At 47.4% G+C, this 25,693-nt stretch carries 22 protein-coding genes; 5 read left to right on the top strand and 17 right to left on the bottom strand.

Features of this window, described 5'->3' with window-relative positions:
- The 6 genes from ACFOGI_RS10380 to ACFOGI_RS10405 all read right to left on the bottom strand — a co-directional run bounded on the left by ACFOGI_RS10380 (nt 1) and on the right by ACFOGI_RS10405 (nt 9,802).
- Nucleotides 1-468 (bottom strand): cytochrome c oxidase subunit II, encoded by a 468-nt coding sequence (locus ACFOGI_RS10380; RefSeq protein ID WP_390272082.1) that lies wholly within the window; start codon nt 466-468, stop codon nt 1-3.
- A gap of 13 nt (nt 469-481) precedes the next feature.
- Entirely contained in the window at nt 482-637 is a 156-nt protein-coding gene (locus ACFOGI_RS10385) for a hypothetical protein (protein WP_390272084.1), read from the bottom strand.
- Nucleotides 638-1,205: 568 nt separating this feature from the next.
- On the bottom strand, nt 1,206-4,925 hold the full coding sequence (addA, locus tag ACFOGI_RS10390; protein WP_390272086.1) for a helicase-exonuclease AddAB subunit AddA: 3,720 nt from the start codon (nt 4,923-4,925) through the stop codon (nt 1,206-1,208).
- Entirely contained in the window at nt 4,918-8,418 is a 3,501-nt protein-coding gene (addB, locus tag ACFOGI_RS10395) for a helicase-exonuclease AddAB subunit AddB (RefSeq protein WP_390272088.1), read from the bottom strand. The genes addA and addB overlap by 8 nt, the downstream gene beginning before the upstream one ends.
- Before the next feature lie 117 nt (nt 8,419-8,535).
- Nucleotides 8,536-9,087 (bottom strand): signal peptidase I, encoded by a 552-nt coding sequence (gene lepB, locus ACFOGI_RS10400; protein WP_390272090.1) that lies wholly within the window; start codon nt 9,085-9,087, stop codon nt 8,536-8,538.
- A gap of 58 nt (nt 9,088-9,145) precedes the next feature.
- The gene (locus tag ACFOGI_RS10405; protein ID WP_390272092.1) at nt 9,146-9,802 is read right to left on the bottom strand and encodes a TVP38/TMEM64 family protein; all 657 of its coding nucleotides are present in this window, start codon (nt 9,800-9,802) and stop codon (nt 9,146-9,148) included.
- A gap of 212 nt (nt 9,803-10,014) precedes the next feature.
- On the opposite strand from ACFOGI_RS10405, the gene ACFOGI_RS10410 reads away from it, so the two are divergent.
- Complete coding sequence (locus ACFOGI_RS10410) at nt 10,015-10,404, top strand: hypothetical protein (protein ID WP_390272094.1); 390 nt, start codon at nt 10,015-10,017, stop codon at nt 10,402-10,404.
- Here the strand turns inward: ACFOGI_RS10410 and ACFOGI_RS10415 are convergent.
- The 4 genes from ACFOGI_RS10415 to ACFOGI_RS10430 all read right to left on the bottom strand — a co-directional run bounded on the left by ACFOGI_RS10415 (nt 10,352) and on the right by ACFOGI_RS10430 (nt 14,678).
- Nucleotides 10,352-10,873, bottom strand: coding sequence for a competence protein ComK (locus ACFOGI_RS10415; RefSeq protein ID WP_390272096.1), 522 nt, complete (start codon nt 10,871-10,873; stop codon nt 10,352-10,354). The genes ACFOGI_RS10410 and ACFOGI_RS10415 overlap by 53 nt on opposite strands.
- 176 nt (nt 10,874-11,049) lie before the next feature.
- Complete coding sequence (locus ACFOGI_RS10420) at nt 11,050-12,588, bottom strand: fatty acid--CoA ligase family protein (protein WP_390272098.1); 1,539 nt, start codon at nt 12,586-12,588, stop codon at nt 11,050-11,052.
- 288 nt (nt 12,589-12,876) lie between these two features.
- Nucleotides 12,877-13,872 carry a lipoate--protein ligase gene (locus ACFOGI_RS10425; RefSeq protein WP_390272100.1) on the bottom strand — a complete coding sequence of 332 codons (996 nt, stop codon included), beginning with the start codon at nt 13,870-13,872 and terminating at the stop codon, nt 12,877-12,879.
- A gap of 74 nt (nt 13,873-13,946) precedes the next feature.
- Nucleotides 13,947-14,678, bottom strand: a complete 732-nt coding sequence (locus ACFOGI_RS10430) for an MBL fold metallo-hydrolase (protein WP_390272101.1) — start codon at nt 14,676-14,678, stop codon at nt 13,947-13,949.
- Between the two features lie 101 nt (nt 14,679-14,779).
- Here ACFOGI_RS10430 and yhfH point away from each other — a divergent pair, with 101 nt between their 5' ends.
- Both yhfH and pepF read left to right on the top strand, forming a co-directional pair.
- Nucleotides 14,780-14,908 (top strand): protein YhfH, encoded by a 129-nt coding sequence (gene yhfH / locus ACFOGI_RS10435; RefSeq protein WP_390272103.1) that lies wholly within the window; start codon nt 14,780-14,782, stop codon nt 14,906-14,908.
- 213 nt (nt 14,909-15,121) lie between these two features.
- Entirely contained in the window at nt 15,122-16,933 is a 1,812-nt protein-coding gene (gene pepF / locus ACFOGI_RS10440; RefSeq protein WP_390272106.1) for an oligoendopeptidase F, read from the top strand.
- Between the two features lie 157 nt (nt 16,934-17,090).
- On the opposite strand, the gene hemY is transcribed toward pepF, so the two are convergent.
- From hemY to ACFOGI_RS10460, 4 genes are all read right to left on the bottom strand, one after another.
- Entirely contained in the window at nt 17,091-18,491 is a 1,401-nt protein-coding gene (hemY, locus tag ACFOGI_RS10445; protein ID WP_390272108.1) for a protoporphyrinogen oxidase, read from the bottom strand.
- The gene (gene hemH / locus ACFOGI_RS10450) at nt 18,491-19,423 is read right to left on the bottom strand and encodes a ferrochelatase (protein ID WP_390272110.1); all 933 of its coding nucleotides are present in this window, start codon (nt 19,421-19,423) and stop codon (nt 18,491-18,493) included. The genes hemY and hemH overlap by 1 nt, the downstream gene beginning before the upstream one ends.
- Nucleotides 19,424-19,457: 34 nt before the next feature.
- Nucleotides 19,458-20,492, bottom strand: a complete 1,035-nt coding sequence (hemE, locus tag ACFOGI_RS10455) for a uroporphyrinogen decarboxylase (RefSeq protein ID WP_390272112.1) — start codon at nt 20,490-20,492, stop codon at nt 19,458-19,460.
- A gap of 100 nt (nt 20,493-20,592) precedes the next feature.
- The gene (locus ACFOGI_RS10460; protein WP_390272114.1) at nt 20,593-22,767 is read right to left on the bottom strand and encodes a transglycosylase domain-containing protein; all 2,175 of its coding nucleotides are present in this window, start codon (nt 22,765-22,767) and stop codon (nt 20,593-20,595) included.
- Nucleotides 22,768-22,934: 167 nt separating this feature from the next.
- On the opposite strand from ACFOGI_RS10460, the gene ACFOGI_RS10465 reads away from it, so the two are divergent.
- Entirely contained in the window at nt 22,935-23,453 is a 519-nt protein-coding gene (locus tag ACFOGI_RS10465) for an antibiotic biosynthesis monooxygenase family protein (protein WP_390272116.1), read from the top strand.
- Nucleotides 23,454-23,494: 41 nt separating this feature from the next.
- Here ACFOGI_RS10465 and ACFOGI_RS10470 read toward each other — a convergent pair whose 3' ends face one another.
- The 3 genes from ACFOGI_RS10470 to ACFOGI_RS10480 form a co-directional block, all read right to left on the bottom strand.
- Nucleotides 23,495-23,977 (bottom strand): thioredoxin family protein, encoded by a 483-nt coding sequence (locus tag ACFOGI_RS10470; protein WP_390272118.1) that lies wholly within the window; start codon nt 23,975-23,977, stop codon nt 23,495-23,497.
- Nucleotides 23,978-23,980: 3 nt separating this feature from the next.
- Nucleotides 23,981-24,415, bottom strand: coding sequence for a disulfide oxidoreductase (locus tag ACFOGI_RS10475; protein ID WP_390272120.1), 435 nt, complete (start codon nt 24,413-24,415; stop codon nt 23,981-23,983).
- Between the two features lie 80 nt (nt 24,416-24,495).
- Entirely contained in the window at nt 24,496-25,140 is a 645-nt protein-coding gene (locus ACFOGI_RS10480; protein ID WP_390272122.1) for a phosphatase PAP2 family protein, read from the bottom strand.
- Between the two features lie 113 nt (nt 25,141-25,253).
- Between ACFOGI_RS10480 and ACFOGI_RS10485 the strand changes: the two genes are divergently transcribed.
- Entirely contained in the window at nt 25,254-25,688 is a 435-nt protein-coding gene (locus ACFOGI_RS10485; RefSeq protein ID WP_390272124.1) for a ferritin-like domain-containing protein, read from the top strand.
- The last annotated feature ends 5 nt before the right edge of the window (nt 25,689-25,693 follow it).

Below are 25,693 nucleotides of genomic sequence, written 5' to 3' on the forward strand. Positions count from 1 at the left end.
TTATTTCACTGTGATTGTAGTTCCCATCATTTGATGTCCTGCACCGCAATATTCGTTGCAGATCACCAGGTATTCACCAGGTTCATCAAATGTTTCTGTAATCGTTTGAATATGCCCCGGCATAACCATGGCGTTCGCGTTGGTTCCGGCAATTTGGAAGCCGTGTGTGACATCCTTGGAAGTCATCCGGAAGGTAACTTCAGCTCCGGCTGGGACTTCGATCTCATTCGGGGTGAAACTGAATGCCTGCAATGTCATGATGACTTCGTATTTGTTTTCCCCGATTTCATAGACACCTGGATTATCGAATGGAGCTGTTTCATCCACTAATTGTGGATCGATGGTATCCTTATCACTTGGTGGACCCATCCCGAGAGCGAATGTCTGGTAACCGGTCACAACCATGCTGATTACCAGAATACTCACTCCAATGATCAGCCAAATCTCTTCATGGCGATGTAATTTCATGTGATTACCCCCTTCATAGTCGAACCATATATAGAATGAAAAGTAACAGGAAGAACAGGACGATGCCGCCTCCGACAAACACTACCGAAGAAAATAATGCACCCTTCAGTGATTCTGTCTCATGCAGGTCTTGGTCTTGTTTCGGCTTTATTTCTTTTGCAGTTGCCATCGATCATCAACCCCCTTGTTTATTTCTTGTCTTTATAGTAATTCAATTTTGCGCGTGGTTAAGTGAGATAAATTACCGGAGACCAGTGATTTTCGTCACACCTTGGGGATATTGTGGCGAAAAGGTGAACAGAAGTATAAAAGCCATGCTGTGGAAGGTTTGAACCATGCAGTGTGGCGGCAGAGTGATATCAGCGGGTCGTTCAGTTTATCCGCTGTTCAGGGGTGATATCGGCAGGAGGATGGCTTTATCCGCTGGTGTTCGGGGGTATCAGCAGGACGTAGCGGATATCACCAGGTGAACATTTTTATCCGCTGTTCCTCGGCGATATCGGCAGGTTGTTCGCTTTATCAGCTGGTCATGCGTGATATCACCAGGTAAGCAGTTTTATCCGCTGGTCAGCGGCGATATCAGCAGGAGGATGCCTTTATCAGCAGGTATTCGGGTTTATCCGCCGATCAGCCGCGATATCACCAGTACAATCAATTTACCGGCACTCCTCACGCTTATCCACTGCTCTTTCCCATATAAAAAACCAGCTCCCAAATTGGAAGCTGGCTCAAAGGGATCAGGGCACCTGTATGAGGAGGGCCTGATCGAAGAAATATAGATATGTCTCTTTTACAGGTTGTTTCCAGATATGTTCAATGGCATAACGGTACAAATCCATCTGTGTGCGATACCGGTTGATGAGCTTTTCCTTTACATGATCGTTCACTGGTTCCTGGATGGAATCGGTTTTATAGTCCAAGATGATCCAGCCGTCCTCCTTTGGTATCAGTCCATCAATTACCCCCTGTAGGAGAACCTGCTCGCCCTGTCCGGACTGCCAATTTGCGTACACCTCTTCAGCGGGAAGAGAGAGGCTGAAAGGGACTTCCCTCTGAAAATCGGATGCATCCCTGATATATGCTGCTATATCGGAATGGTAGAATTCTTCAATCGCTTCAGCATGGATGATATCCGCCTCTTCCCTGGTCATGATTTCTTTGTCGGCCAGTCTTTCTGCATACTCTTGAATCTCCATTGCCGTCAAAACCCGGTCCATCGGCAAGTGCTGCATGACGGTATGCATCGCTGTCCCTTTTTCTGCCGAAGTGAGTGTTTTCTCCTTCTGCATGAAATTCGGACGTTTGACGATTGGCGGCCGGAATTCCTGGACCAGCTGGGTGGAGCTGTATTCGTCAGCGATTTCCCGTTGCCTTTTCACCTCGGTCACGGTCTGCTTAGCCCTAGAGCTGGCTGCTTCCCGAAAAGGATACTGGTAGGAAAGTCTACCTTCCACCATCTGCTGCAATTCTTCATCGTCAGCGTCCACTGGTTTCCATTCGATCAGATGCTCCTTCAATTCTTTAGCCTCTTCTTCCGAACGGTCTTCCAGATTGGCAAATGCACTGCCATGAATAACAGAGACGTCCCAGCTTGATGGGTCAACTTGGATGTCATCCAGTACAGCATCACGGACGTTCTCTTTCCGTAAAGCCTCATTGTGGTGGTGGCGGATCAGAGCGGGCCCGACCCAGTCCAAATAGGTCTTAGAGGACATGCGGAAATGTGCTGGGAGTACCCAGTCAGTATGCTCCAGCATCTTCTCCCATTTTTCCCTTTTCTTCTCAAACGAAGGGACATTGGCAACCATCACGAGTTTTTCCTTCGCCCGTGTCAGGGCGACATACAGCACCCGCATTTCCTCGGCCAACAACTCGCGCTTTTTCTCGCTTCTCAATGCATGATAGAACAAGGTTGGATAGGTGATTCGTTTGATAGGATCAATATATTTGCTGGCAAAGCCGAGATCCTTGTGCAGGAGATACTTGTTGTTCAAATCCTGCATATTGAATTCCTTTCCCATCGCCCCGACGATGACCGCTGGAAACTCCAGCCCCTTGCTCTTATGGATCGTCATGATCCTTACCACGTCTTCCTGTTCACTCAGGGCTCTGGCTGCCCCCAAATCATCTCCTCGTTCTTCCATTCTCTCAATGAAGCGCAAGAAACGGAACAAGCCGCGGAAGGAAGTAGCTTCATAGCCTCGCGCCCGGTCATACAGAGCCCGGAGATTTGCCTGCCGTTGCCGCCCCCCAGGCATCCCTCCGACAAAATCGAAATAGCCGGTCACGCGGTATATGTCCCAGATCAATTCAGCAAGTGCACCCTGACGCGCAGCCAGACGGAAATCTTCCAGACGGCCGAGGAATTTCTCCACGGTATCAGCCGTTTGATTATTATGCTGCCTACGATACTGCTGCAAGGCATCATAAAAGGCGTTTTGCTTATCTGCGAGCCTGATCCGTGCCAACTCTTCTTCATTCAGCCCTACGATCGGAGATTTCAATACAGAGGCAAGCGGAATATCCTGTCTAGGATTATCAATCACCTTCAACAAGCTGATCATGATTTTCACTTCAATCGCCTCGAAGTACCCTGTGGAAAGTTCTGCATAGACAGGGATTCCCTGCCTTTTCAACTCATCAGCTATGGTTGGCGCCCATGTCATCGAGCGGAGCAGGATTACTGCATCACGATACTGGAAATCCCTTTGCGCTCCGGTCTCCTTGTCAAAGACCTGAAGGGGTCCTCCCTCTTTTTGGCCGATCCACTGTTTTATCTTTTCTGCATAGGCCCTAGCCTCCAGCTGGGCCTTCTCCAAATCCTGAAAATCTTCCCCACCGTCACTGTCAGCCTCTTCTTCAGCTTCCCGGTCGATGATCAACAGCTCTGGGCTCGGAGAAGAAAAAGGCAATTCATCATAGGACTTATTCCCGTAAATCAATTCTGCGTCTGCGTCATATCTGATTTCACCAACCTCTTCATCCAAGATTTGGCGGAAAATGAAATTCGTCCCACTGAGCACATGCTCCCTGCTCCGGAAATTGCTTGCCAAATCAATACGGGCGCCTGGGTGATCCTGGCCGGCAAACCGTTTATATTTATCAATGAACAGCGAAGGTTCAGCATGACGGAAACGGTAAATGCTCTGCTTCACATCTCCAACCATGAACATGTTGCCCGGCCCTGTCCGGTCACTGATCAGTGTGAGAATGGTTTCCTGAACCAAGTTGGTATCCTGGTATTCATCGACAAGCACCTCGCTGAACCGGCGCTGGTATTCTTTGGCAACTGTAGAAGGAACTGGCTCTTGCCGACTGGATGCTTCTTCATCCATCAGCAGCTCCAGACACAAATGTTCCAAGTCCGAGAAATCAACCAACGCGCGCTCCCGCTTCTGTGCCGTGAATTCTGCTCGGAACTCTTTCACCAGCTCGGTCAGCTGACGGATGACCGGTGCCAACTCGCGCATGTCCTCCACATGACTATTCAGGTTACGTGTAAACCAACTTTCCTTCATGTCAGTCCAGCGTTTTTTATAACTGTTACGCAGTTTTTTCGTCCGTTCCTTCTTCTCCTCATTACACTCTGTTTTCTTTCGGGATAGAGCCTTGAAGGAAGCCTGACTGATGTATTCTCCCAAGAGATCCCAATCATCCATTCTGCTCCATACTCCCTGCAGCAACTCCATGTCTGACTCAATAGCTTCTGCGTATTGATACGGTCCATCATTTTCCTTTGTCATTTCCATGGCGACCGCCATCTCTTCCCTGATCGCTTCAAACGTATTCCGCACTTCATGCTTCATAATCGTCAACCAGCCGAGGTTCTCTTCCTTCCAATCTTCTGGAATGGTATAGGTATCAGCCAGTGATTCGAGCCAGCCTTCCGGGTCTGGATTCTGCATGGCAAACTCATAGAGTTTCAGGATCAGATCCTCTACCTGGACATCACTGCGGTCGCTTGAAAAACGGTCGACTACTTGGAAAAATTTCTCCTGCTGTTCTGCCTCACTTCCATACCATCTCTCAAACAGGTCATCCAGCACCTCCTGCTTAATCAGATCGGCTTCCATGTCATCGGCAATCCGGAAGGCTGGATCAATATCCAATAGATAGGCATACTGTCGAATGACGTCCAGACAAAACGAGTGCAGGGTGGAAATCGAGGCGGTCTGCAGCATGGACAGCTGCTTCTTCAGATGCATGGAAGAAGGGTTATCCGCCAGGGCTGCTTCCAATGCCTCGCCAACCCTGTTGCGCATTTCCTGTGCTGCGGCATTGGTGAAGGTCACAACCAGAAGTGAATCGATTTCTACCGGATTTTCGCTCCGCAGCAATTTCTGGATGATACGCTCAACCAGAACTGCCGTTTTCCCAGAGCCAGCTGCCGCTGCCACAAGTACGTCTTTTCCATCTGTATAAATAGCTTGTTCCTGTTCTCTTGTCCAATTAACCATTCTGTCCCTCCTCCCTTTTCAACGTTTCCAGTATCTCTTTATCTTTCATATCTTTCAGCTTTCGGTAATCATTGGTTTCCAGAATCGGATCAAACTGGCAGACTGCATGGAATGGACAGAACGTACAGGCCACATTCTGCTTATGCTGATAGGGATTCAGATGGACACCGCCTTCTGTTATATCGAGACCGGCATTCTGCATCAGTCGGTGCATATGCTGGTTGAGGCGGTGAAATGTCTGTTCATCGGCGATATGTGAGGTACTGTGGAATCCCCCACTTTTCTTGATCCCTGCCGGTATAATGTCGCTCTTCTTACCAGGAACCAGGGAAGTATCCATTTCCTGGACCGTGCCTTCATCGGATAAAAGGAGGCCGTCCATTTTGTAGTTCTTGAAAATCTTCTCCTCAATGGCCTCATCGTTCAATTTGCCTTCGCTTGAGATCATCGGGTTATGGACATGGAAATACAGCACCCCGGCAGGTGTGGCCTTCTGTTCTAGCCAACTCTCTGAATGCGTGAGCACCACATCAAGGTAGGTCAGCATCTGCAATGCCAGCCCATAGTAGACTTCCAACAGGCTCAACCCCTTAGAGCTGGACTTGTAGTCGATAATGCGAAGTAGCAGGTCATTGGCTGTCAACGCTCTGTCCACCCGGTCGATTCGTCCTCTCAACATCAGTTCATAACCGTTTTTCAGAGGGATGGTAAGCGGGGGCAGCTGTTCATTGATTCCGAACCCAAGTTCCAGCCCGACAGGGGAGAAGTTGCTTTGTCTCGCCTGTTCACTCAAGATGAATGCCGCCCTTGCAATCACCTGCTCCAGTTTCTGCTGGATATACTTGTAGCGGTTGGAACTGCGGAGAATCTGGTTCTGCAGGATCGGGGCCAGATTTCCAACCGCTTTCCGTGCATAGGAATTGGTATCGTTCTTCGTCAATTGGGCAAAATCTCTGCCCTCCTGTTGGATCCATTCCGTGATTGTTTTCAAGGCCTCATGGAATAGCTGACCGATGTCAGGTGCATCCAATTTATAGGTTTTCCGTTCATCCAGTCCAAGGCTGTATTTGGCAAAGTGCTGATAGGAACAGCTATAATAGGATTCCAGCCGGGATACACTAGCTTTCATCCTTTTCGGGTAGAGCTTTTCGGCCGTGTCTGAGGATAGGTTCACCGGTTTGTTTTCATAGTGAAGACTCTGCAGAATGGTATAGGTCGTTCCGTATTTCTCATGGTTGCTGATATACCAATTCAACACCTGCTTCCATACTGGTTTTACCGGATATCCTTTCAGACTTCTTGCCAGCTGGGCCGTAAGGGCAGACCGTGTTTTGACAGGTGTGGTAATGAATCGGTCCGCTTCCACTAGTTCATCCGGGTCTTGCAGCAGGATATGCTCACAGCAAATCGGAAACAGATCTTCCACCCGCTTGATGAGCTGGGAAGGCATCTTGGATTTACCTTCCTCATCACTGAGCGGAAAGCTGATCCACAGCCTGTCTTTGGCCGAGGTGAACGCCGTATACATATAAAACCAATCATCAAGAAGCTGGCGTCTGCTCGTATCAGCAAGCTTCAGGCCGTGTTCCTCCAGAAGCTCCCGTTCCTGTTCATTGATCATTCCGTCTGCAGCGGGCTTCATCGGCCATACACCGTCATTTACGCCAAGCAGGAAAGAGCATTTGATGCCACTGATACGGGAACGGTCAATGGTACCGACAATGACATGATCCATGGTTGGCGGTACGTGGGCAAATTTCAACGTTTCAAAGCCTGCCTCCATTGCTTTTCGGAAAGTGGGTAGGGTCATCTGTTCTTCCCCGGCCATCTCGACAATCTCATCGAACAGTTGGATGACAGCATCCCATACCTGATCCTGCTCCCTCCCTTTTTCTATTTCTCCTTTATCATCATACTGTTCCCTTGTCCGCTCTAACTGGGCAGGTATTGAAAGTTCTTCCAGTAGAAGGTAGGTAACCTCACATAATTCCCTGACTGTCGCTGCTTTGCGGATCTGTTCGTCAAAAGGCTTGAGGGCATTGGTGACCTGTCGGCGATATCGATTGATCCGCTGCTGGGTCTCCCTTTCAGCATCTGTCTGACCCGCTTGGTCAAAGCCGCGGAAACGCTGGAACACCCATTCATCTTCACTGAACCAACGATCCCGTGAACGGATGCCGTATTCCAGTACATAGTTTTCCAATTCATCGATGGCATCATCTGTCAGTGGATACTCTTGATCATCTGCCGGAATAAAGCCTGTCTTCAATACCCGGAACACAGCATCATACCGCCAGTTCCCTTCCACAATATCCAGGATGGAACGGATGAATTCAATCAGCGAATGATTGAGCATGGTTCGCTTCTCATCCAAAAACACAGGAATATCATGGTCTCTGAACACGGTATCGATCAAATCATGATACGTCTCTGTCTGGCGGATAAAGACAGCCATATCCTGAAACCGATAACCCTCTTCCCTAACAAGACGCAAAATCTCCTGGGCGGCCCCTTCCACTTCTGCACGCGGATGAACCGCTTCCGCAATATGAACGGGCACACTGCCCTCAAAAACAGGTGCAGGCCGCTCATCAAAATTGCGTTCCAAATGGGCAAAGAACGGCCGGTCGGAAAACCGGCCCCGCTCAGGTTTCAGTATTTCCTCTCCATCCAGGGAGATGCCTCTTTCCTCTGCCATACCTCTCAGTGCATGGTATGTTTCTGTGGTCTGATAGAACAGATCCAGCTCGTTTACCTCCTCTTCTTTCTCTGGATCCATGGTCAATGTAATGGTGACGCACTTACATTTTTCCAAGAGTTCCGCCACTACCAGCAATTCATTTGGTGTGAAGCTGTGAAAGCCATCGATATAAACCTCGGCCCCATCGAGCAAGGAAGACTCCTTGATTTTATCCGCAAGAAGCCGCAGCTGATCTTCGCTATCAATATACTGGTCCTTCAGAGCTCCTGTCAGCCGATCATAGATATACAAGAGATCCTCCAACTTCCTAGCCAGGGCTTCTTCCCCCGGCTCCCTATGTACATAGCCGCGTATGCCATCAATTTGCATGCGCAGTGCTTCCGGTGTAATATCATACCGTTTGAACTCCGTGATCATCCCTTCCAGCTGTCCGAGAAATCCTTGTTTTTCCAATGCCTTCTGGAAAACCTGCCAATCCCCCTGCTTTTCTTCAATGATTTTCCGAAGCATCATCTGCATGCCTACCGAACTGATGAACTGCCTGATACTCCCCCCAGTCTCCTGGAGTACCCGCCAGGCCAGACGAGAAAAGCTGACCACCTGGGCACGGATACTGCCTTCAATCGCATCATCACTGAACAAGGTATATTCCTGCTGGAAGGTCATCTGATCCGGCACCAAATAAAAAATCGGCGGGCCTTTCGGGTCTTCCTTCAGTTTTTCCCTTATTTCATCCATGGTCCGGCCGCTTTTGCCCGTGCCTGCTCTTCCGAGTAAAAATCTGAGTCCCATCCTTCTCCTCCTCTTCTGTTAAACTGTCATGTCATGCTATCTATATATATTCGTCTTTTACATCCCATAAAAAAACTCCTGCCTTTCATTTTACCAAAGGCAGGAGTGGTCGAACAGCTATTTGCCGAGTGTCAAATCCGCTTGAGAAAGTGGCCAGTATTTTACTCCGACTTTACCAACCAATGTACTCTCAGACACAAAACCGAAGGAACGGCTGTCCAAGCTGTCCTGTCGATTATCCCCCATCACGAAGATTTCCCCCTCCGGAACCTTCTTCTCTCCGGTCACTTCTTCCAGGGTGAAATCTTCCGTGAATGGTTCGGCTTCACTTTGCGCGGCATATGGTTCCAAGAATTTCTCTTCTTTGTATTCCCCATTTACATAGAGCTTATCATCCTTATATTCTATTTCGTCACCCGGAAGTCCGATTACCCGTTTCACATAATCTTCTTCCGGATTGGCATGAAAAACAATGACATCAAACCGGTCCACATCGGTAATATCATAGATCACCTTATTGACCATGAGCAGGTTTCCATCATACAGTGTCGGCTCCATGGACTCTCCGTCCACCACATAACTGGCAAACAGGGCAGACCGAAAGATCAAGGCCACCCCCACGGCAAAAATCACCACCGGAACCAGCTTGCGATAGTTGAGTTTTTTCATGATTATTTCCTCCAGGGTCATGATGTGTTCACCATGTTAATACCCTATAGGAAATATTTTAATCCCGAGTGAAATTCGGATTCTCTTTCAGTTTGGCTTTGTCATGCAGTTTCTTTTCCGCATATTTCCCAATGATCCAGAACAGTCCAATACAAACGATCACCACAATGGTCTTCACCGGGTTCTTGGCAAATTCCATAATATTGGACCCGACATAGGCAATGGAGAAAATCATGACTGCCTTCCCCATCATAACGGCAAGTATGAACTGATAGATGCTTACTTTGGATAAACCGGCGACCACATTGATGACCGCTGAAGGAGAGAAAGGGAAACAGAGCAGGAGGAACAGCGGGCCGAAGCCGTGGCGCTCTACCCAGGTCGTTACCTTTCTCACCTGATGATTTTCCCGGAACTTTCTCACCCACCTTCTGTCGCTGAGTCTGCGGACGACTAGAAAAATGATGACAGCCCCACTGCAGGCTCCAAGCCAAGAAAGCAGAAAACCTTCCAGCAGGCCATACGCAGCGGCGTTCGCAAATACGAAAACCACTAGGGGAAGAAATGGCAGGAAAGCTTCAATGAATGGCAGGAAGAACCCGGGGAGGGGCCCCAGACTTTCATATTCGCTCAACAGCTGCAGAATAAAAGCTTCAAAACCTTCCTCTTCGATTTCGGTTTGCCAGTCTGATAGTACGGTACCCAGTAAATGCATGTAGTCCAAGCTCCTCATATGTATCAATCAACTGTACACAAATTATTCCCTTTACACAGTTATTCTAAAATATGGTTTGTATAAAATAGCAGGAAAATCTGCCGCTTCCCTTCCATTTTACTAAAAGTTGATGAAACTTTGTTGTATTTTCCTCTGCATTTGGCATATAATATAAAGCACTGGAACAAATGTTCTGTGTGGGAGGGTTATTCATGCGATATCTTACGGATGAGGAATTGCAGCTGGCCGGGCGCTTCCTGTTTCTTTCCATGGCTATTCTGGTCATTCGTCAGGATACGGCTCACATTCAGCAAGGGCCGTTCAAGATAAAAGGCCCCTATCTCGACTTATTGCAGAATATGGAAACGGCTGCCTTAAAAGAACGACACCGACTGCGGAAGGAAATGCGCGAGAAAGGACTTCGGATTGTCCGCCTCAACAAAAACGATTCCTTTTCCACTTTCCTCTTCATCTGTCGGGGGCATGAGGAAAAACGCAATTATTTCAATCCTGCCATCCGGATGAAGGTCGAGGCGATTGTACAAGAACTCATGGCTGCGGCTCTGCAACCAGATCAGCCGCATGCTTCTGCAAATACTTGATTCGCTGGTCCAACAGATAACGGAACTGGGCCGTCCGCTGCACTTGATTGAGCATCGATCCGTAGGAAACCTTCAGCGTAATTTTCTTGCCATTATGAAAGATGATCTCAGTACTGTTATCCGGTATCCTGTTGATCTGGTCGATATGGGTGTGGGCAATCCATGAACACTTTGGATTAGCTGGTGAAGTTGTCGGGAAAAAATACATCCCGCAGGAAGGGTCGACGGAAATGGGGGCCTTATGGGTAATACCGCAGATTTCCCGAGTACCGTCCTGTCTGCCTTTCAGACTGGAGCCAAGGTACTTGCAGGCGTCGTTCATTAACCTGCTTGGCGAGTTATCGATAGCATACTCCATTTCTTCTTCAAGCACATAGGAATAAGTCTCTCCTTTTTTTATCGGGTTTGCTATGACTGCCATGGTCAATGGGGAGATTTCATAGGATGGGGTATAGAAGTCTTTATACAATAGGATCATTCCTTTCCATGTAGGGAAAAGGAAGCGGCTACCACTAACCTATCAAATTTTCAGATAAAAAGATAGTGAAACGAGCAAAATTTCATCTTTTTATTCTCCCGTTTCATGAAAATCAAATCCATATAAAAGTGGAAGCATCCATATGTATGGATACTCCCCTTTTTGGCCTACTGTTTCACTTGGTCCCGCAAGTTTTTGCGGAGGATTTTCCCTGTTGTATTTTTCGGCAGCTCATCCAGAAACTCTATTTCCGAAGGCACTTTATATCCGATCAGGTGCTGCCGGCAATACCCAGCCAATTCATCCGCTGTTACCGAGGAGTCATCAGAGACCACGAAAGCCATTACCGCCTCGCCTGCTTCCGGGTGTGGAACACCGATGACAGCAGCTTCCGATACGTTGGGATGGGCATAGAGAACCTCTTCCACTTCCCTTGGATAGACATTATAGCCGCCGACAAGAATCAATTCCTTCTTGCGATCGACAATATAGAAATAGCCCTCCTCATCCATCCGGGCCATATCTCCTGTATAAAGCCAGCCATCCTTCAAGGCGGATGCCGTTTCATCCGGCAAATTATAATAACCTTTCATGACGTTCGGACCTGTTACCGCAAGCTCACCCACCTCTCCAATAGGAAGCTCTTCTCCAAATTCGTCCACCACTTTATTTTCCACATTCAGGATACTCTGGCCGATAGACCCTGCCTTCCTCGGTCGATCCAGTGGGTTGAAACACGTGACAGGAGATGCTTCAGACAATCCGTATCCTTCTGAAATTTGGACATCAAATGTCTCTTCAAATGCCTCGAGCAGGGATACAGGCATGGCGGCACCTCCTGAGATGCACAGCCGGATGTTGGCAAACTCTCCCTGAGATTCCCCACTCTGCAGCAAATAGTTGTACATCGTCGGAACGCCTGCAAATACAGTTGCCTGATGATCCTTTGCTATACGGAAAACCTCACTGGGGGAGAATTTCGGCAGAATTAAAACCGTACCACCATTCATCAGAGGAGCATTCAATGCTACAGTCAAGCAGAATACATGGAACATCGGGAGGGCGGCAATCACGCGGTCTTCGCCATTGATCGCCAGGTAATCAGCAACGTCTTTGGCATTGGAGTAAATATTTCGATGGGTCAGCATGGCTCCTTTTGGTTTCCCAGTTGTTCCGGAGGTGTACAAGATGATTGCCGTTTCATCATCCTTCCATTCTGCTGGATTCCAACCAGGGCTGCCTGCCTGAACAAGATCCGTGAAAGAATGAAGCTTGGGACCTAGGATATGATCCTCCAGAGATGATGATCCTGCCCCGCTGTCACAAGAGATATAATTCCTGACTCCGGGGAGCTGTTCATGGATGGCAGCAAATTTCTCCAGCAGCACATCCATCGTAATGACGGCTTTGACGTCTCCATCGTTGAGAATATAGTTCATTTCATTGGCCATATACAACGGGTTGATCGGAATGACCACAGCACCGAGTCTCAAAGCTCCGTACAATCCGATGACATAGTAAGGACTGTTGCCGACTACCAGTGCAATATGGTCCCCTTTCTTCAAGCCCATACCTGTCAGGCTCGAGGCAAATTTCTGTACGGATCTTTCCAATTCCATATACGACGTCTGCTTGTCCTCAAAAACATAAGCTGTTTTTTCCGGCTGGCTTTGTGCGGTTACCGCTAACTGTTCCGTGATATTCATGAACACCCTCCTTATATGAATGAATAGTCATTCATTTCTATGTAAAAGTCTGCCTCGGTCCTATCGAAGCAAACCTTCCATATAAAACGCCGATTTGAATGTTTATTATTTTCTTACAATTGGATTATAAAAGAAAGCCCGGCATATTGCAATAGTAAGCGCTAACATTTTTTGTATAAGCAGCACAACCGCCAGGAATTGATGGTCTTCCTGACGGTTTTGTCGGTAGCATAAAAATGTAATCATTATTGTACCAAGGTGGATTTCCGGGTCCCTGCCTTCTCTCTCTTAATAAATCAGACTGAGAAAATCCTCTTTGGTGATTTTTCCGAGATAATGGGATACATCCACATCAGCTAGTGCTTCTTCAAGTGCCTTGCGCTCGTGGCGTGTACCAGTCACCGCATCTTCCAATTCGGAAATGCTGCCCATGCCGAAGAAGTCTCCATAAATCTTGCAATTCTCTATGATGCCTTTTTTGACATCCAAACGGACATCAACGAAACCTGCAGGGAATTTATGCGTCTCGCGCACATTATATGCCGGGGATTTGCCATAATTCCATTCCCACTTCTGGTATCTCTCTTCTGAGATCTTATGGATATTCTTCCAGTCTTCGTCGGTCAGTTCATATTGCGGCACATCCTTCACATCATCTACATCGAACACATGACGCAGAATCAGTTCCTTGAACTCATTCATGGTGATTTTCTCATCCAGGTATTCGGAAATATTCGCTACACGGCTGCGGATGGACTTGATTCCCTTCGACTCGATCTTTTCCTTTCTGACGTTCAAGGCTTCCACTACATTTTCTATTTCCGAATCCAACATCAGTGTGCCGTGGCTGAACATCCGTCCACGAGTAGAGAACATCGCATTCCCGGAAATCTTGCGTCCTTCTACAGCAAGGTCGTTGCGGCCCTGCATCTCTGCAGGAACTCCGAGTTTATTTAAGGCATCTACGATTGGCTGGGTGAACTTCTGGAAGTTTTGGAAGCTTTCACCATCATCTTTCGTGATGAAGCTGAAATTCAAGTTCTGTTCATCATGATAGACGGCTCCACCGCCAGAGAGTCTCCGGACAACCTTGATTCCGTTTTTCTCCACATAGTCGGTGTTGATTTCCTCCACGGAGTTCTGGTTCCTGCCGATAATGATGGATGGCTTGTTCACATAGAACAGCAGGTATGTATCCTTTTCGCCGAAGTTTTCCAAAATATATTCTTCAATAGCCAAATTGATCATTGGATCTGTAATTCCCTGGTTGTCGATAAACTTCAAGTTTCCTTCCTCCTCTTCAATCATGCTCCATTTTCAGTGTAAGTTAAAAGTCCTGCATAATCAAAGATAATCCCTCAGTTTTCCCACACGCGGCCTTCGTACGCCAAGCCTGTGCCACCATTGAAAACCTCCTCTGCTTCCCGTACCAGCTGTTCATTGTCACCGTATTGCGGAAGGTGGCTCAGCATCAGTTCCCGGACACCGGCTGCTTCTGCAATCTGTCCTCCCTCTCTACTTGTCATATGTCCTGCTTTCGTCCCATCCTGGCCTGCGTAAAAATTGCAATCCGTGATCAGAAGATCTGCATTTCGTGCAAAATCTACCCATTCCTGCTGATAGCTTGTGTCTGCGGTATATACCAGGACACTCTCCCCATCACTGATTCTCATGCCATAGCATGGAACAGGATGTACGGATTTTTGGAAACTGATACGGAACGGACCTGCCTCTAGGATCCCCGAAGGCTCATAAGGGACACCTTCCGTATACTCATGGGTCAATGAATCGAACCCTTCTTTATCTTCCATATGGCCATATATCGGCAGGACATCCTGCGCACCTGTCACAAACGACTGGACAAGGCGTGAATATTGCAGGACACCGATATCTGCAATATGGTCCTGGTGATAATGGGAAAGGATGACTGCATCCAGCTGATCCAGTTGCTTGTACTTCTGCAGTTTGGATAAAGAACCGCTGCCTGCATCCATCAACAGGGAGTATCCGTCTTTTTCCAACAAGTAGGAAGATGTCGCTCCATCCGGTGCTGGATAACCTCCCCAATAACCGATAACCGTCAATTTCATGAAAAATCACTCCATTTTTTAAAATTTGTTGTAACACAGTGTTGACACAGTGAATACTGTTATATTACAATGAGAACAACCACTTAAAGGAGAGGATGCACATGCAAAACGTAATCGAATTTTTCAGAACGTTGCCTAAAAAGAAATGTAAAGAATGCGGTAATGATATCATTGAGAAAGCTGATTGCTACGGAAACTTATGTGACGAATGTGACCATCCAGCCAGATAATAGAAAATTGAGCAATAAATTCATGCAATAACTACACTGTACTATAACAAATACCAAAATTCTACCGGCAGCTCCATTGGCTGCCGTATTTTTATGGACTCATTACAGACTGTTGTCTATGGGAATCCTGGCTATTCAGAAAATATTACCGTTCTATTTTCTTTTATATTATAATAATTAGCGTATCGAAATGACGTAGAAAGGGGTTTTTGCATGTCATCTACTACTGGGAGAAAGACGCGCAATGAGATACCAAAGGAAGAGACGTGGGATTTGACTGATCTCTTTTCCAATCAGGAGGAATGGGAAAAGGAATTGCAGGCGATCCAGGAAGACGTTACCCATGTGACGACATATAAAGGAAAGCTGACAGCTGATGCAAACACGCTTCTTGAGGCTCTGCAGGCACAAGAGAAATTCGAACAACGCGTCATCCGCGTGGCGACCCATGCCAACCTTCGTGCCAATGCGGATGGTTCAGACCCCGACAACCAGCGGGACTCTGCCTTAGTCGGTGCAGCTATGGCGGAAATCGGTTCCAAGCTTTCCTTCATTCGCTCTGAACTTCTCGAACTTTCAAAGGAAACGATGGAAGAGTATCTTACCAAGCAGCCAAAATTAGAAACCTACCGAAAAGTGCTCGAGGATATTGCGGAAGAAAGACCCTACTCACTTGCACCAGCCATTGAAGAAACTTTAGCAGCCTTGAGTGAAGTACATAACGCTCCGTATACAATCTACCAACGCAGCAAATCATCGGACATGGTCTTCGATTCGATCACCGACGAAAATGGAAACGAACAGCCGATGTCGGCAGCCCTCTATGAGGACCGCTATGAGTTCACTCCAGACACGACGGAGCGCCGGAATGCCTATGACTCTTTCATTAAGACACTGAATCAATATAAGCATACCTTCGCCGCTACCTATGCAACAGAGGTGTCAAAAGAAGTGACAATGGCCCGGCTGCGCGGCTATGATTCTGTCACGGACATGCTGCTTCATCCCCAGCAAGTAACAAAGGAGATGTACCATAATCAGCTGGACGTCATCCAGAAGGAATTAGCACCGCACATGCGGCGTTTTGCAAAGTTGAAGCAGGAGAAATTGGGATTGGATGAGATGCGGATTCCAGACCTGAAAGCACCGCTGGATCCTGAATTCAATCCGAAGACTACGTATGAGGAAGCTGCCGCCACGATTACAGAGGCATTGGAGGTTATGGGACCGGAATATCTCGATATCATGAAACGAGGAATCAATGAGCGCTGGGTAGACCGCTCCGACAATATAGGGAAAGCAACCGGAGCTTTCTGTTCCAGTCCCTATGGAGTACATCCATATATATTGATTACTTGGACAGACACCATGCGCGGAGCATTCGTACTGGCACATGAGCTTGGACATGCCGGACACTTTTATCTTGCCGGCCAGAATCAGACCTTGCTCAACACAAGGGCTTCCACCTACTTTATCGAAGCTCCATCCACGATGAACGAACTGCTGCTTGCCGACCACCTCCTCACCAAGACGAATGATCGGCGGATGAAACGCTGGGTAATCACTCAATTATTGGGAACCTACTACCACAACTTTGTCACCCATCTGCTTGAGGGTGAATTCCAACGAAGGGTATATGACCTGGCGGAAAAAGGAACACCATTGACTGCAGCTGTATTATCACAGCAAAAACAAGAAGCCTTGGAAAACTTCTGGGGCGATGCAGTAACCTTGGATGAAGGAGCAGGCCTGACATGGATGCGCCAGCCGCATTATTATATGGGATTGTATCCTTACACCTATTCTGCCGGATTGACTATCTCTACAGCGATGACCAAGAAGGTCAGGGAAGAAGGAAAGCCCGCCGTCGACCGCTGGTTGGATGTCCTGAAAGCGGGCGGGACCAAGAAACCGCTCGACCTGGCAAGACAAGCAGGCGTTGACATGTCCAACACCGATGCCATTAAAGAAGCCGTTGCCTATGTCGGCTCCCTTGTAGATCAGCTGGAGGAAAGCTATCGATAAAACTGAGCTCCGGCTGATTTCCTGCCCGTGCTGCCGTCACGTGCAGGTCCCACAGGAATGCACAGATGGGGCTATGGTATAGACACAACAAAGCATACCAATCCATGTTGATTGGTATGCTTTGTTTTTGTTGAATTTAATATTTACATAACAACAATTATTTCAGGAACTCCAGTACATTTGTTACAGCTTGTTCCCCTTGCTCGATGCAATCAGGAATGCCGCCGCCTTCATAGGAAGCGCCTGCAAGGTAAACTCCTGGAAGATGGCTCTCCATATTCGCACGTACTTCGGCAAGACGTTCCACATGGCCGACATGGTATTGTGGCCGACCATTTTTCCACCTCGTGATCACCGTGAATTCCGGTTTCCCTTTGATCTTCATCACTTTCCTTAAATCTTTCAACACAATATCTGTAATTTCATCGTCGGAAAGGTCCACGATCTCTTCATCCCCGGGACGGCCGACATAGCAGCGCAAAAGGGCTTTCCCTTCCGGTGCGGTGTTCGGCCATTTTTTATGTGTCCATGTACAGGCAGTAATCCGATAATCACTGTTTCTCGATACGAGAAAGCCGGTTCCATCGATATCTTTCTTCAACGCCGACTGGTCAAATGCCAGAACGACATTTGCCGTAGATACGGAAGGTACATGATTGAACACCTTGAAGAAATCATACTGGCTGAACATCCGGGGTACGGCTGAATGCGGAGTCGTGGAGATGACAGCATCCGCTTTATAGACGGTTCCGTCGCTTAACAGCAAATGATAACCATTTTCCTTCTTCTCGATGTGGTCCACAGAGGTGTTCAACTGCACATTGTCTTCTTCCAGCTCTTCCTCTAAGCGCTCTACAAGTGTTCCCAAGCCGCCTTCATAGGAGAAAAAGACACTTGCTGGTTTGCTGCTGGCATTTTTCTTCGGAGATGGCATCGTCTTACGAAGTCCTTTCATCACACTGCCATATTCCTGTTCCAGCTTATGGAACATCGGATATGTAGCTTTCAGGCTCATCCGATCGATATCGCCGGAGTGGATGCCGGAGAGCAATGAATCTACCTGATTCACCAGCAGTTCATCCCCGAAACGACGGCGGAAAAATTCACCAAGGGACTGATCGCCATCTTTCTTCCCTTTTGGAATAAATGGTTCCATCATCGCCCGCAATTTCCCTGTAGTTGAAATCAATTTGGTTGAACGGATGGATTTGGCTGTTTTCGGAATGCCCATAAAGGCCTCTTTAGGCATTTGGTAAAGCTTACGCTTCATGAGCATGAAAGACTGCCCTGTGCCATTATGAATGACCCGCTCCTCTAAACCAAGCTCCTTCGTCAACTTCAAGGCAGGCTGCTTCCTGGCAAGCAGTGAATCCGGCCCCTGTTCGATCGTGAACCCGTTCTGCTTGAGCGTCTTTATTTTCCCACCGAGACGGTTGCCAGACTCGATCAGCTTTATTTCATATGGAAGTTTTTTATCGTTGATTTCCTTTTGGAGGTAATAGGCCGCAGAAAGACCGGTAATTCCTCCGCCGACTATAGCGATTCTCTTTCGCTCCATTACACTTCCCCCGTTTTGTCCAGAACGACCTTGGCCAATGTATCGATGAACTGCGGATGGACGTTCGGCATCTCTGGACGATGATATTTGGCTCCCAGCTCATCACAAACGACTTTGCATTCATAATCATTGTCATAAAGAACTTCCAGATGATCGGCAATGAAGCCTACAGGAGAATATACAAAGGAGCGGTAGCCTTTCTGTTCATACAAATCACGGGTAAGATCCTGTACATCAGGTCCAAGCCATGGGTCCGGGGTGTTCCCTTCACTTTGCCAGCCCAGTTCATAGTTTTTGATGCCTGCTTCCTTTGCAATCAGATCGGCTGTTTCTTTCAACTGATCCGGGTATGGGTCACCGTTTTGAAGAATCTTTTCAGGTAGACTGTGTGCAGACACGATCAACACTGCTTTATCACGCTCTTCCTGCGGCATATCAGCATAGATTTTCTTGATGCCATCCGCCCAGAATTTAATGAATCCGTCTGCAGCATACCAGCTTTCCACTGAGCGGATGGTGATGCCATGCTTGGCAGCTTCCTCATTGGCCCTGGAATTATAGGATTTCACGCTGAAAGTGGAATAATGAGGGGCCAGCACAAGGGATACTGCCTCCGTAATGCCGTCTTTGGCCATCTCCTCTACCGCATCTTCTATGAAAGGCTCAATATGTTTGAGACCGATATATGCTTTATATTCATATTCATCCTGCGCTTCATTCAGATTAGCTTCCAATGCATGGGCCTGCTGCTCCGTTATTTTTGCCAAAGGAGAAATGCCGCCGATTGCCTTGTATCGGTCTTTCAAATCCTGCAATGCTTCCTCTGATGGCTTTCTTCCATGACGGATATGTGTGTAATAACGTTCAATATCCTCTTCCTTGTATGGAGTTCCGTAAGCCATAACGAGTAATCCCATTTGTTTCTTTGCCATTTTCAGCACCTCTTCTGTATAAATTCTAGTCTACTTATCTATTGGTGTAGGTATGAATCAGTTCCGTAAGCTTTTTCAATGTCGCCGGCTGGATGTCTGGGGTAACGCCGTGCCCGAGATTGAACACATGCCTCCCATCAATCATTCCAGCATCCAGAATGTCTTTCGTACGCTTTTCTATTGTCTCCCAGTCAGTAACCAGGATGGCTGGATCCAGATTTCCCTGAAGCACCTTCGTAACCCCCATGGCTCTTGCCTCAGGAATCGACGTACGCCAATCGAGTCCAATGACATCAACAGGGAGGTCGTTCCATTCGTTCAGCAGATGTCCTGCTCCTACTCCGAAGATGATCAGTGGAACCTCTTGCTGCTTGAGTTCAGAGAATATACGGGTCATGGCTGGCTTGATATACAAACGGTAATCGGCTGCATTCAATGCTCCCACCCAGGAATCGAATATTTGAATTGCTCTTGCCCCTGCCTTGATTTGTGCTTCGACATACGTGATGGTCATATCGGCAAGCTTGTCCATCAATGCAAACCATGCCTCCGGCTCCCGGTACATGAATGCCTTGGTTTTACTATAGTTTTTCGAAGGGCCCCCCTCAATCATATAGCTTGCCAAGGTAAATGGCGCGCCACTGAAGCCGATCAACGGAACCTCCAGCTGTTCCTCGGTCAGCAGGCGGATCGTGTCAAGTACATATGGCACGTCAGACTCTGGATGTATGGTGCCAAGTTTTTCTACATCATGGAAGTTTCTGATCGGGTTATGTATCACCGGACCCACACCCGATTTAATCTCTACATCCACCCCAAGAGAAGGCAGGGGAGACATGATATCCTTATAGAGGATAGCTGCATCCACTCCATAATTCTCCACCGGCAGACGTGTCACATAGGCACACAACTCAGGCTGATGGGTTATTTCAAACAGTGAATATTTTTCTTTCAGTTCCCTGTACTCCGGTTGGGACCTGCCCGCCTGACGCATGAACCAGGCAGGCGTATAGTCCACCGATTCTCCTCTGAATGCACGCAGTATTGTATCATTTATCTGTTTTGCCATGTTTTTCACCCTTTTTCCGACTTCTTACCATTGTTAACTATATACATTTGCCTACATCCTGTATAGGACAATGGGTCGATTGTCATCATTTTGTCTAAAATTAATTGCGGAAACTGATGGTTTCCGACCTTTCTCCTTCCAGCTTCGTCAACGGATTGTATGGGACTACATAGTAACGGTAAGCACGCAGGACATCCATCCCGTCAACGTAGAATTCTGTCTTTCCTTCCACTTCACCGACCCGTTCATCGATCCCTTCTTTCTCGCGGTAGACCCGGTAGTGGACCCGTTCATCCGCCGACCCTGTCCAGGTCAGCTTCCCCTCCATCAGGGAATAGCCCCCAAAAGAAACACTTCCTTGAAGACCGGTGATTTGTGGAAGCTTTATTGGTTCAGGAAGAGGCTCAGCAGACACAGGCTTTTCAAACGACTCGGCAAACGGCTTCTGTTGGTCGATCTCCGTTAAGATTTTCTTTGCCAATTTCGTTGGATAAGAGCTCCCTTCCGTCAAATAATGTTCTTCATCCACCTTATCATAGCCCATCCAGAGAGCAACCGTGTAGTCCGGCGTATATCCTGCAAACCAAGCATCATTGGTTTCTCCTGGTACAAATGGGTGTTGGGTGGAACCGGTCTTTCCCGCAAGTTCTTTCGTATACTCTCCTGCAGAAGCTGTCCCGCTTTCAACGGTTTCTATCAACATTTCAGTCATATTCCAAGCCACCTGGGTGCTGAATACTTCCGCTGTTTCAGGTGCTGCCTCATGAACGAGCTCTCCATGACGGTCATAAATTTCCTCAATAGTATAGGAGTCGATGAACTCACCACCTCGCGCAAAAACGGCGTAGCTTTCCATGACCGTCTGCGGTGTCAACCCTTCACTGAGACCACCTAACGCTATGGCAAGGCCATTGTCATCCTCCAGTCTTATATCCATCTTTTCCAAATAGCCTTTTGCGTAATCAATGCCGATCTGATCGAGAAGCCAGACAGCAGAAGTGTTCTTGGACTGTTTTATTGCCTCAAATATGGAGACGGCCCCGCTGTATTGATCATCCACATTGGATACGGTATAACCTTCCATTGGCTGGTCAAGTACAAGGGTATAGGGAGTGTATTTCTCCTTCTGCATAAGGGCAGGCCCGTACACGGCTGTTGGCTTCATCACAGATCCCGGCTGTCTGGTCACCGCCGTGCGGTTCAGATCACCCAGTTGATAATCTCTGCCGCCAATTGCAGCTGTCACCCTCCCTGTTTCCTGTTCCATCATGATGAAAGCTCCTTCTTCCCCTTCCGTGTTCCCCGGGAAATAGGCTCCTTCTTGAAAATTTTCATAAGCAATTCTCTGGGCTTCTTCATCCAGATTGACGACCAATCGGTAACCGCCACGTTTCAATTCATTAATGGGCAACTCATACCGTCCTGCTGCCTCTCTCATCACCAGATCAACATAACTGTCCACCCATGGAGAGGCTTGTCGTTCCGAAACATCCATTCCCAGATCTTTTTCCTGTTCTTCGGCCAGTTGCTCCTCGGAGATAATGCCGGCATCCTCCATGGTCAGGAGCACGGTATTTCTACGGTTCAACGCTTTCTCCGGATACGTAATCGGGGAGTAGCCGTTCGGTGCCTTAGCCATTCCGGCAAGCAGCGCCCCCTCCGTGATGGTCAACTCTTCAGCTGATTTGGAGAAATAGAAGGCTGCAGCTTTTTCGATTCCATAGATGCCTTCCCCAAAATAGATCTCATTCATATACAGTTCGAGAATTTCATCCTTGGCCAACTGCTGTTCCAAGTAAATCGCCGCCATTGCTTCTTTTGCTTTCCTTGACCATGTTTTGTCATTATAGAGAAAAAGATTCTTTGCCAGCTGCTGGGTGATGGTACTGCCACCCTCCACCTTCCCCATGGCCAGGATATTCTTGTACACTGCACGGATGAGCGATTTCAGATCAATTCCTGCATGCTCATAAAAACGCCTGTCCTCCACAGCAAGGAATGCTTGTTGGACATGGGAAGGTATTTCATTCAAGGTAACAGGATCCCTGTTTTCCTGGTAAATTTCCTGTATCACCTTCCCGTCAGCCGTTTCTATCGTGGTTGCTGCATCGAGCACCAAGTCAGCATCACCTACAACCATTTTCCCACCCAGCAAAACACCGCCATAACCGAGAAGTCCCACAACGATCAGAAGTACGAGGGCAATCAGAGACCATTTCACCTTCCAGACAATGGAGCGCGGCCGGGCATCTTCTTTCTTATCTTTTTTAAACATTTGTTCACCTCTACACATTTACTCTTCCATTATACGACAATTTTCCGCAACCGGAAAGTGATAATATTTCCTATCAGTTAATAATCATTTTAATTTGGTTGCACTTGACTTGCTGTTAAGAGAATAGGGTAATATGGCAATAGAAGATAAGAAAGGAGAGTTTGGCCATGAAAGCATATATGACGCTCGGTACCAGGGATTTTCTCGAAAAACTAGTGGATAAGCATCCAGACTTAGGCCTGTATTTAATGGGACAGGGTACAGGGACACTCGCATATTATGAAAATCAACGTAAAAATGTATTTGCCTCAGGAAAGGAATACGAAGTGATCAGTCAAAACGGGGAAATACAGGATGAGGGTTATGTAGTGATGAATAATATCCCTGTTCTAGAGGATAGCCGGGATTCCTTTGAACAGCGCTTCAAACAGCGCCAGCATGGAGTCGACAGTATGCCTGGCTTCCAGGCTTTCCGATTCCTCAGACCGCTGAAGGATAAAACCTACGTAGTGATGACCCAATGGAGGTCCAAAGAGGATTTCGAGAATTGGAAGAACTCCGAGCAATTCAAGAACGCCCATAAGAACCAGGATTCCAAGCCACCTGCCTATTTTGCCGACCGTCCCTTCATCACCTCCTACCATATGAAAAAAGAGGACGATGAAGAAGGAAACGATGACCAATAAGCCAGTAAAAAAGCTAACCAGCGGGACTGGTTAGCTTTTTGCTATTCCTTCAGAACGACTTCATCCAGAAAGGCACGGAAATTTTCCTCAGGATGGGCACCGGTGATGCGATTGACCTCTTCCCCATCTTCAAAGTGAACCAAGGTAGGTGTCGCTTCAATTCCATAGGTCCCCCACTGGTCTTCGAATTCGAGCAGATTCAGCTTGACCATCTCTACATCCATATCCTCAGTGAGCGGTACTAGAACAGGAGTGGTCTGCTGGCAGTAGACACAGGTCGGGCTGTAGAAATAAACCGTTGTCGGCTCTCCACTCTCAATCCGTTCGCTCAATTCCTCGGGACGGATCTGGTTTTGGTAGAGGGGATCATCTAGCTGATCAATGGTAGCCTGATCCAAATCTTCCTTTCCATAAGGATTGCCGCTTTGATCCACGGCCTGGTTGTTCTGATAATTCGTCACAAAATAAAGGGCGATAAATAATAGGACGATCACCCCGGCGAATAGGAGCATTTTATTTCGCATGGCTTACTTCTCCTTCTGCTGTTTTAAAATCATTACATGCGCAAAAAATATCAAGATAAATGCTGTTCCTGCCAAAAAAGGAATGGTTACAAAACCGAAATAATTCACGTATTTCAAATTGCATGCGACAGGACCGCAGCCTTCACCCGCCTCCTGCAGTGCGGGAAGATTCTGTACCAGATAATGATAGATGGATACCAGCATCCCGATTCCGCTCAGCATGAGTCCGGGAAGGGCAATCATGGTATCCCTCTTCCAAATGGCTGTTCCATATATGAGAATCAGTGGGTACATGAAGATCCGTTGTACCCAGCACAGCATGCATGGCGTATAGCCCATCACCTCTGAGTAGAACAAACTTCCTGCTGTTGCCACAACCGATATTCCCCATATAAAGAACAACAGGTTTTCTGTTACCTTATCCTTAGACTCACCCATGGCAGAAAATCCTTTCTTTTTCCATTACATTAACATTATACAGACCTTCCCGAGGAAAATAAAAACATTGGCTTGCGAATCTATTCCTCCGCCCCCTGCGAACGACGGAACATCCACCGGTCAAGAGAAGCACACCCCATGAGCCAGAGAAACCCGACGAAAAATCCTGCCACCACATCTGTCAAATAGTGGACATTGAGGAAGTAGCGGCTGATACCGATCAAGAATACCAATAGGGCGAAAGTTAACTGCATGACGAAAACCACCCTGGATGAATCAATTTTTTTGCCCAGATAATAGGCGAGCAGACCGTAGCATACCATCGGGATCATCGCATGGCCGGACGGGAAGCTATGCCCAACCGCCTCTGCTGATGGGAGGAGACTCGGCCTTTGTCTATCCACCACGTTCTTGATCAGCAGATTCAGTAGATGCGAAGTGAATGTACCCCCCGCAAAAATGACTGCAGGCACCCAATGCCTGTACCATCGCCAAATAACAATCCCCATTATAATGGTGAGCGGTGTCAGAAAGGTCCCAGAACCAAGCTCTGTCATCCAGCGAAAAAAAGTATAGGCTGCTGTATCATCCACCACACCAACAAAACCTCTGGTCCATTGATCGACATAGGGTAAAGTCCCCGTCATTATCTTGACAATCCAAATCCCTGTAAAGATCAAAAGCACGGACAATAGTAACAGGAATATATAGTTTCTTTTATACATTATCACAACTCTCCTTTTCCTTACATACATACCCTATAGGATGTTTCAAAAAAACCTAGCCGGGAAATGAATAAGTAGAATTACTAAAAAATATAAAAGGCAGGGATCCAATAATGGAACAAGAACTCAAACAATTGATTGACGGACTTAACGAAGACCTCGCACATGAATATGGAGCTGCTATCCAGTATACGTATAGCGCTTCTGTAGTATCCGGATTGTACCGTTCTTCACTGAAACCGTTTTTTGAATCAGAAATCAACGATGAACTAGGACATGCATTGTATCTGTCTGAGAAGATCAAATCACTTGGTGGAACGCCGACAACCAGATCAGCGGAAGTACCGCAGCCTACTGAAGTAAAAGAACTGCTGCAGGCTACATTGGAAGCAGAGAAAGATACCATTGAACGTTACGAGACACGTAAACAGCAAGCAGAAAAGCTTGGTTACACTGAACTCGTCGTAAAGTTGGAAGACTTGATAGCTGATGAAACACATCATAAAGAAGAAGTAGAGCGCCTGTTATCTGATCCAAGATTATCCTAAGCATG

The organism is Virgibacillus xinjiangensis (assembly GCF_042643145.1).
In the GTDB taxonomy this organism is placed as follows: Bacteria; Bacillota; Bacilli; order Bacillales; family Amphibacillaceae; genus Virgibacillus_O; species Virgibacillus_O xinjiangensis.

What these genes read in the sequence shown, in the direction of transcription:
- ACFOGI_RS10380 (WP_390272082.1), bottom strand. Translation starts at nt 468, where the DNA reads ATGAAATTACATCGCCATGAAGAGATTTGGCTGATCATTGGAGTGAGT.
- ACFOGI_RS10385 (WP_390272084.1), bottom strand. Translation starts at nt 637, where the DNA reads ATGGCAACTGCAAAAGAAATAAAGCCGAAACAAGACCAAGACCTGCAT.
- addA (WP_390272086.1), bottom strand. Translation starts at nt 4,925, where the DNA reads ATGGTTAATTGGACAAGAGAACAGGAACAAGCTATTTATACAGATGGA.
- addB (WP_390272088.1), bottom strand. Translation starts at nt 8,418, where the DNA reads ATGGGACTCAGATTTTTACTCGGAAGAGCAGGCACGGGCAAAAGCGGC.
- lepB (WP_390272090.1), bottom strand. Translation starts at nt 9,087, where the DNA reads ATGAAAAAACTCAACTATCGCAAGCTGGTTCCGGTGGTGATTTTTGCC.
- ACFOGI_RS10405 (WP_390272092.1), bottom strand. Translation starts at nt 9,802, where the DNA reads ATGCATTTACTGGGTACCGTACTATCAGACTGGCAAACCGAAATCGAA.
- ACFOGI_RS10410 (WP_390272094.1), top strand. Translation starts at nt 10,015, where the DNA reads ATGCGATATCTTACGGATGAGGAATTGCAGCTGGCCGGGCGCTTCCTG.
- ACFOGI_RS10420 (WP_390272098.1), bottom strand. Translation starts at nt 12,588, where the DNA reads ATGAATATCACGGAACAGTTAGCGGTAACCGCACAAAGCCAGCCGGAA.
- ACFOGI_RS10430 (WP_390272101.1), bottom strand. Translation starts at nt 14,678, where the DNA reads ATGAAATTGACGGTTATCGGTTATTGGGGAGGTTATCCAGCACCGGAT.
- yhfH (WP_390272103.1), top strand. Translation starts at nt 14,780, where the DNA reads ATGCAAAACGTAATCGAATTTTTCAGAACGTTGCCTAAAAAGAAATGT.
- pepF (WP_390272106.1), top strand. Translation starts at nt 15,122, where the DNA reads ATGTCATCTACTACTGGGAGAAAGACGCGCAATGAGATACCAAAGGAA.
- hemY (WP_390272108.1), bottom strand. Translation starts at nt 18,491, where the DNA reads ATGGAGCGAAAGAGAATCGCTATAGTCGGCGGAGGAATTACCGGTCTT.
- hemH (WP_390272110.1), bottom strand. Translation starts at nt 19,423, where the DNA reads ATGGCAAAGAAACAAATGGGATTACTCGTTATGGCTTACGGAACTCCA.
- hemE (WP_390272112.1), bottom strand. Translation starts at nt 20,492, where the DNA reads ATGGCAAAACAGATAAATGATACAATACTGCGTGCATTCAGAGGAGAA.
- ACFOGI_RS10460 (WP_390272114.1), bottom strand. Translation starts at nt 22,767, where the DNA reads ATGTTTAAAAAAGATAAGAAAGAAGATGCCCGGCCGCGCTCCATTGTC.
- ACFOGI_RS10465 (WP_390272116.1), top strand. Translation starts at nt 22,935, where the DNA reads ATGAAAGCATATATGACGCTCGGTACCAGGGATTTTCTCGAAAAACTA.
- ACFOGI_RS10470 (WP_390272118.1), bottom strand. Translation starts at nt 23,977, where the DNA reads ATGCGAAATAAAATGCTCCTATTCGCCGGGGTGATCGTCCTATTATTT.
- ACFOGI_RS10475 (WP_390272120.1), bottom strand. Translation starts at nt 24,415, where the DNA reads ATGGGTGAGTCTAAGGATAAGGTAACAGAAAACCTGTTGTTCTTTATA.
- ACFOGI_RS10480 (WP_390272122.1), bottom strand. Translation starts at nt 25,140, where the DNA reads ATGTATAAAAGAAACTATATATTCCTGTTACTATTGTCCGTGCTTTTG.
- ACFOGI_RS10485 (WP_390272124.1), top strand. Translation starts at nt 25,254, where the DNA reads ATGGAACAAGAACTCAAACAATTGATTGACGGACTTAACGAAGACCTC.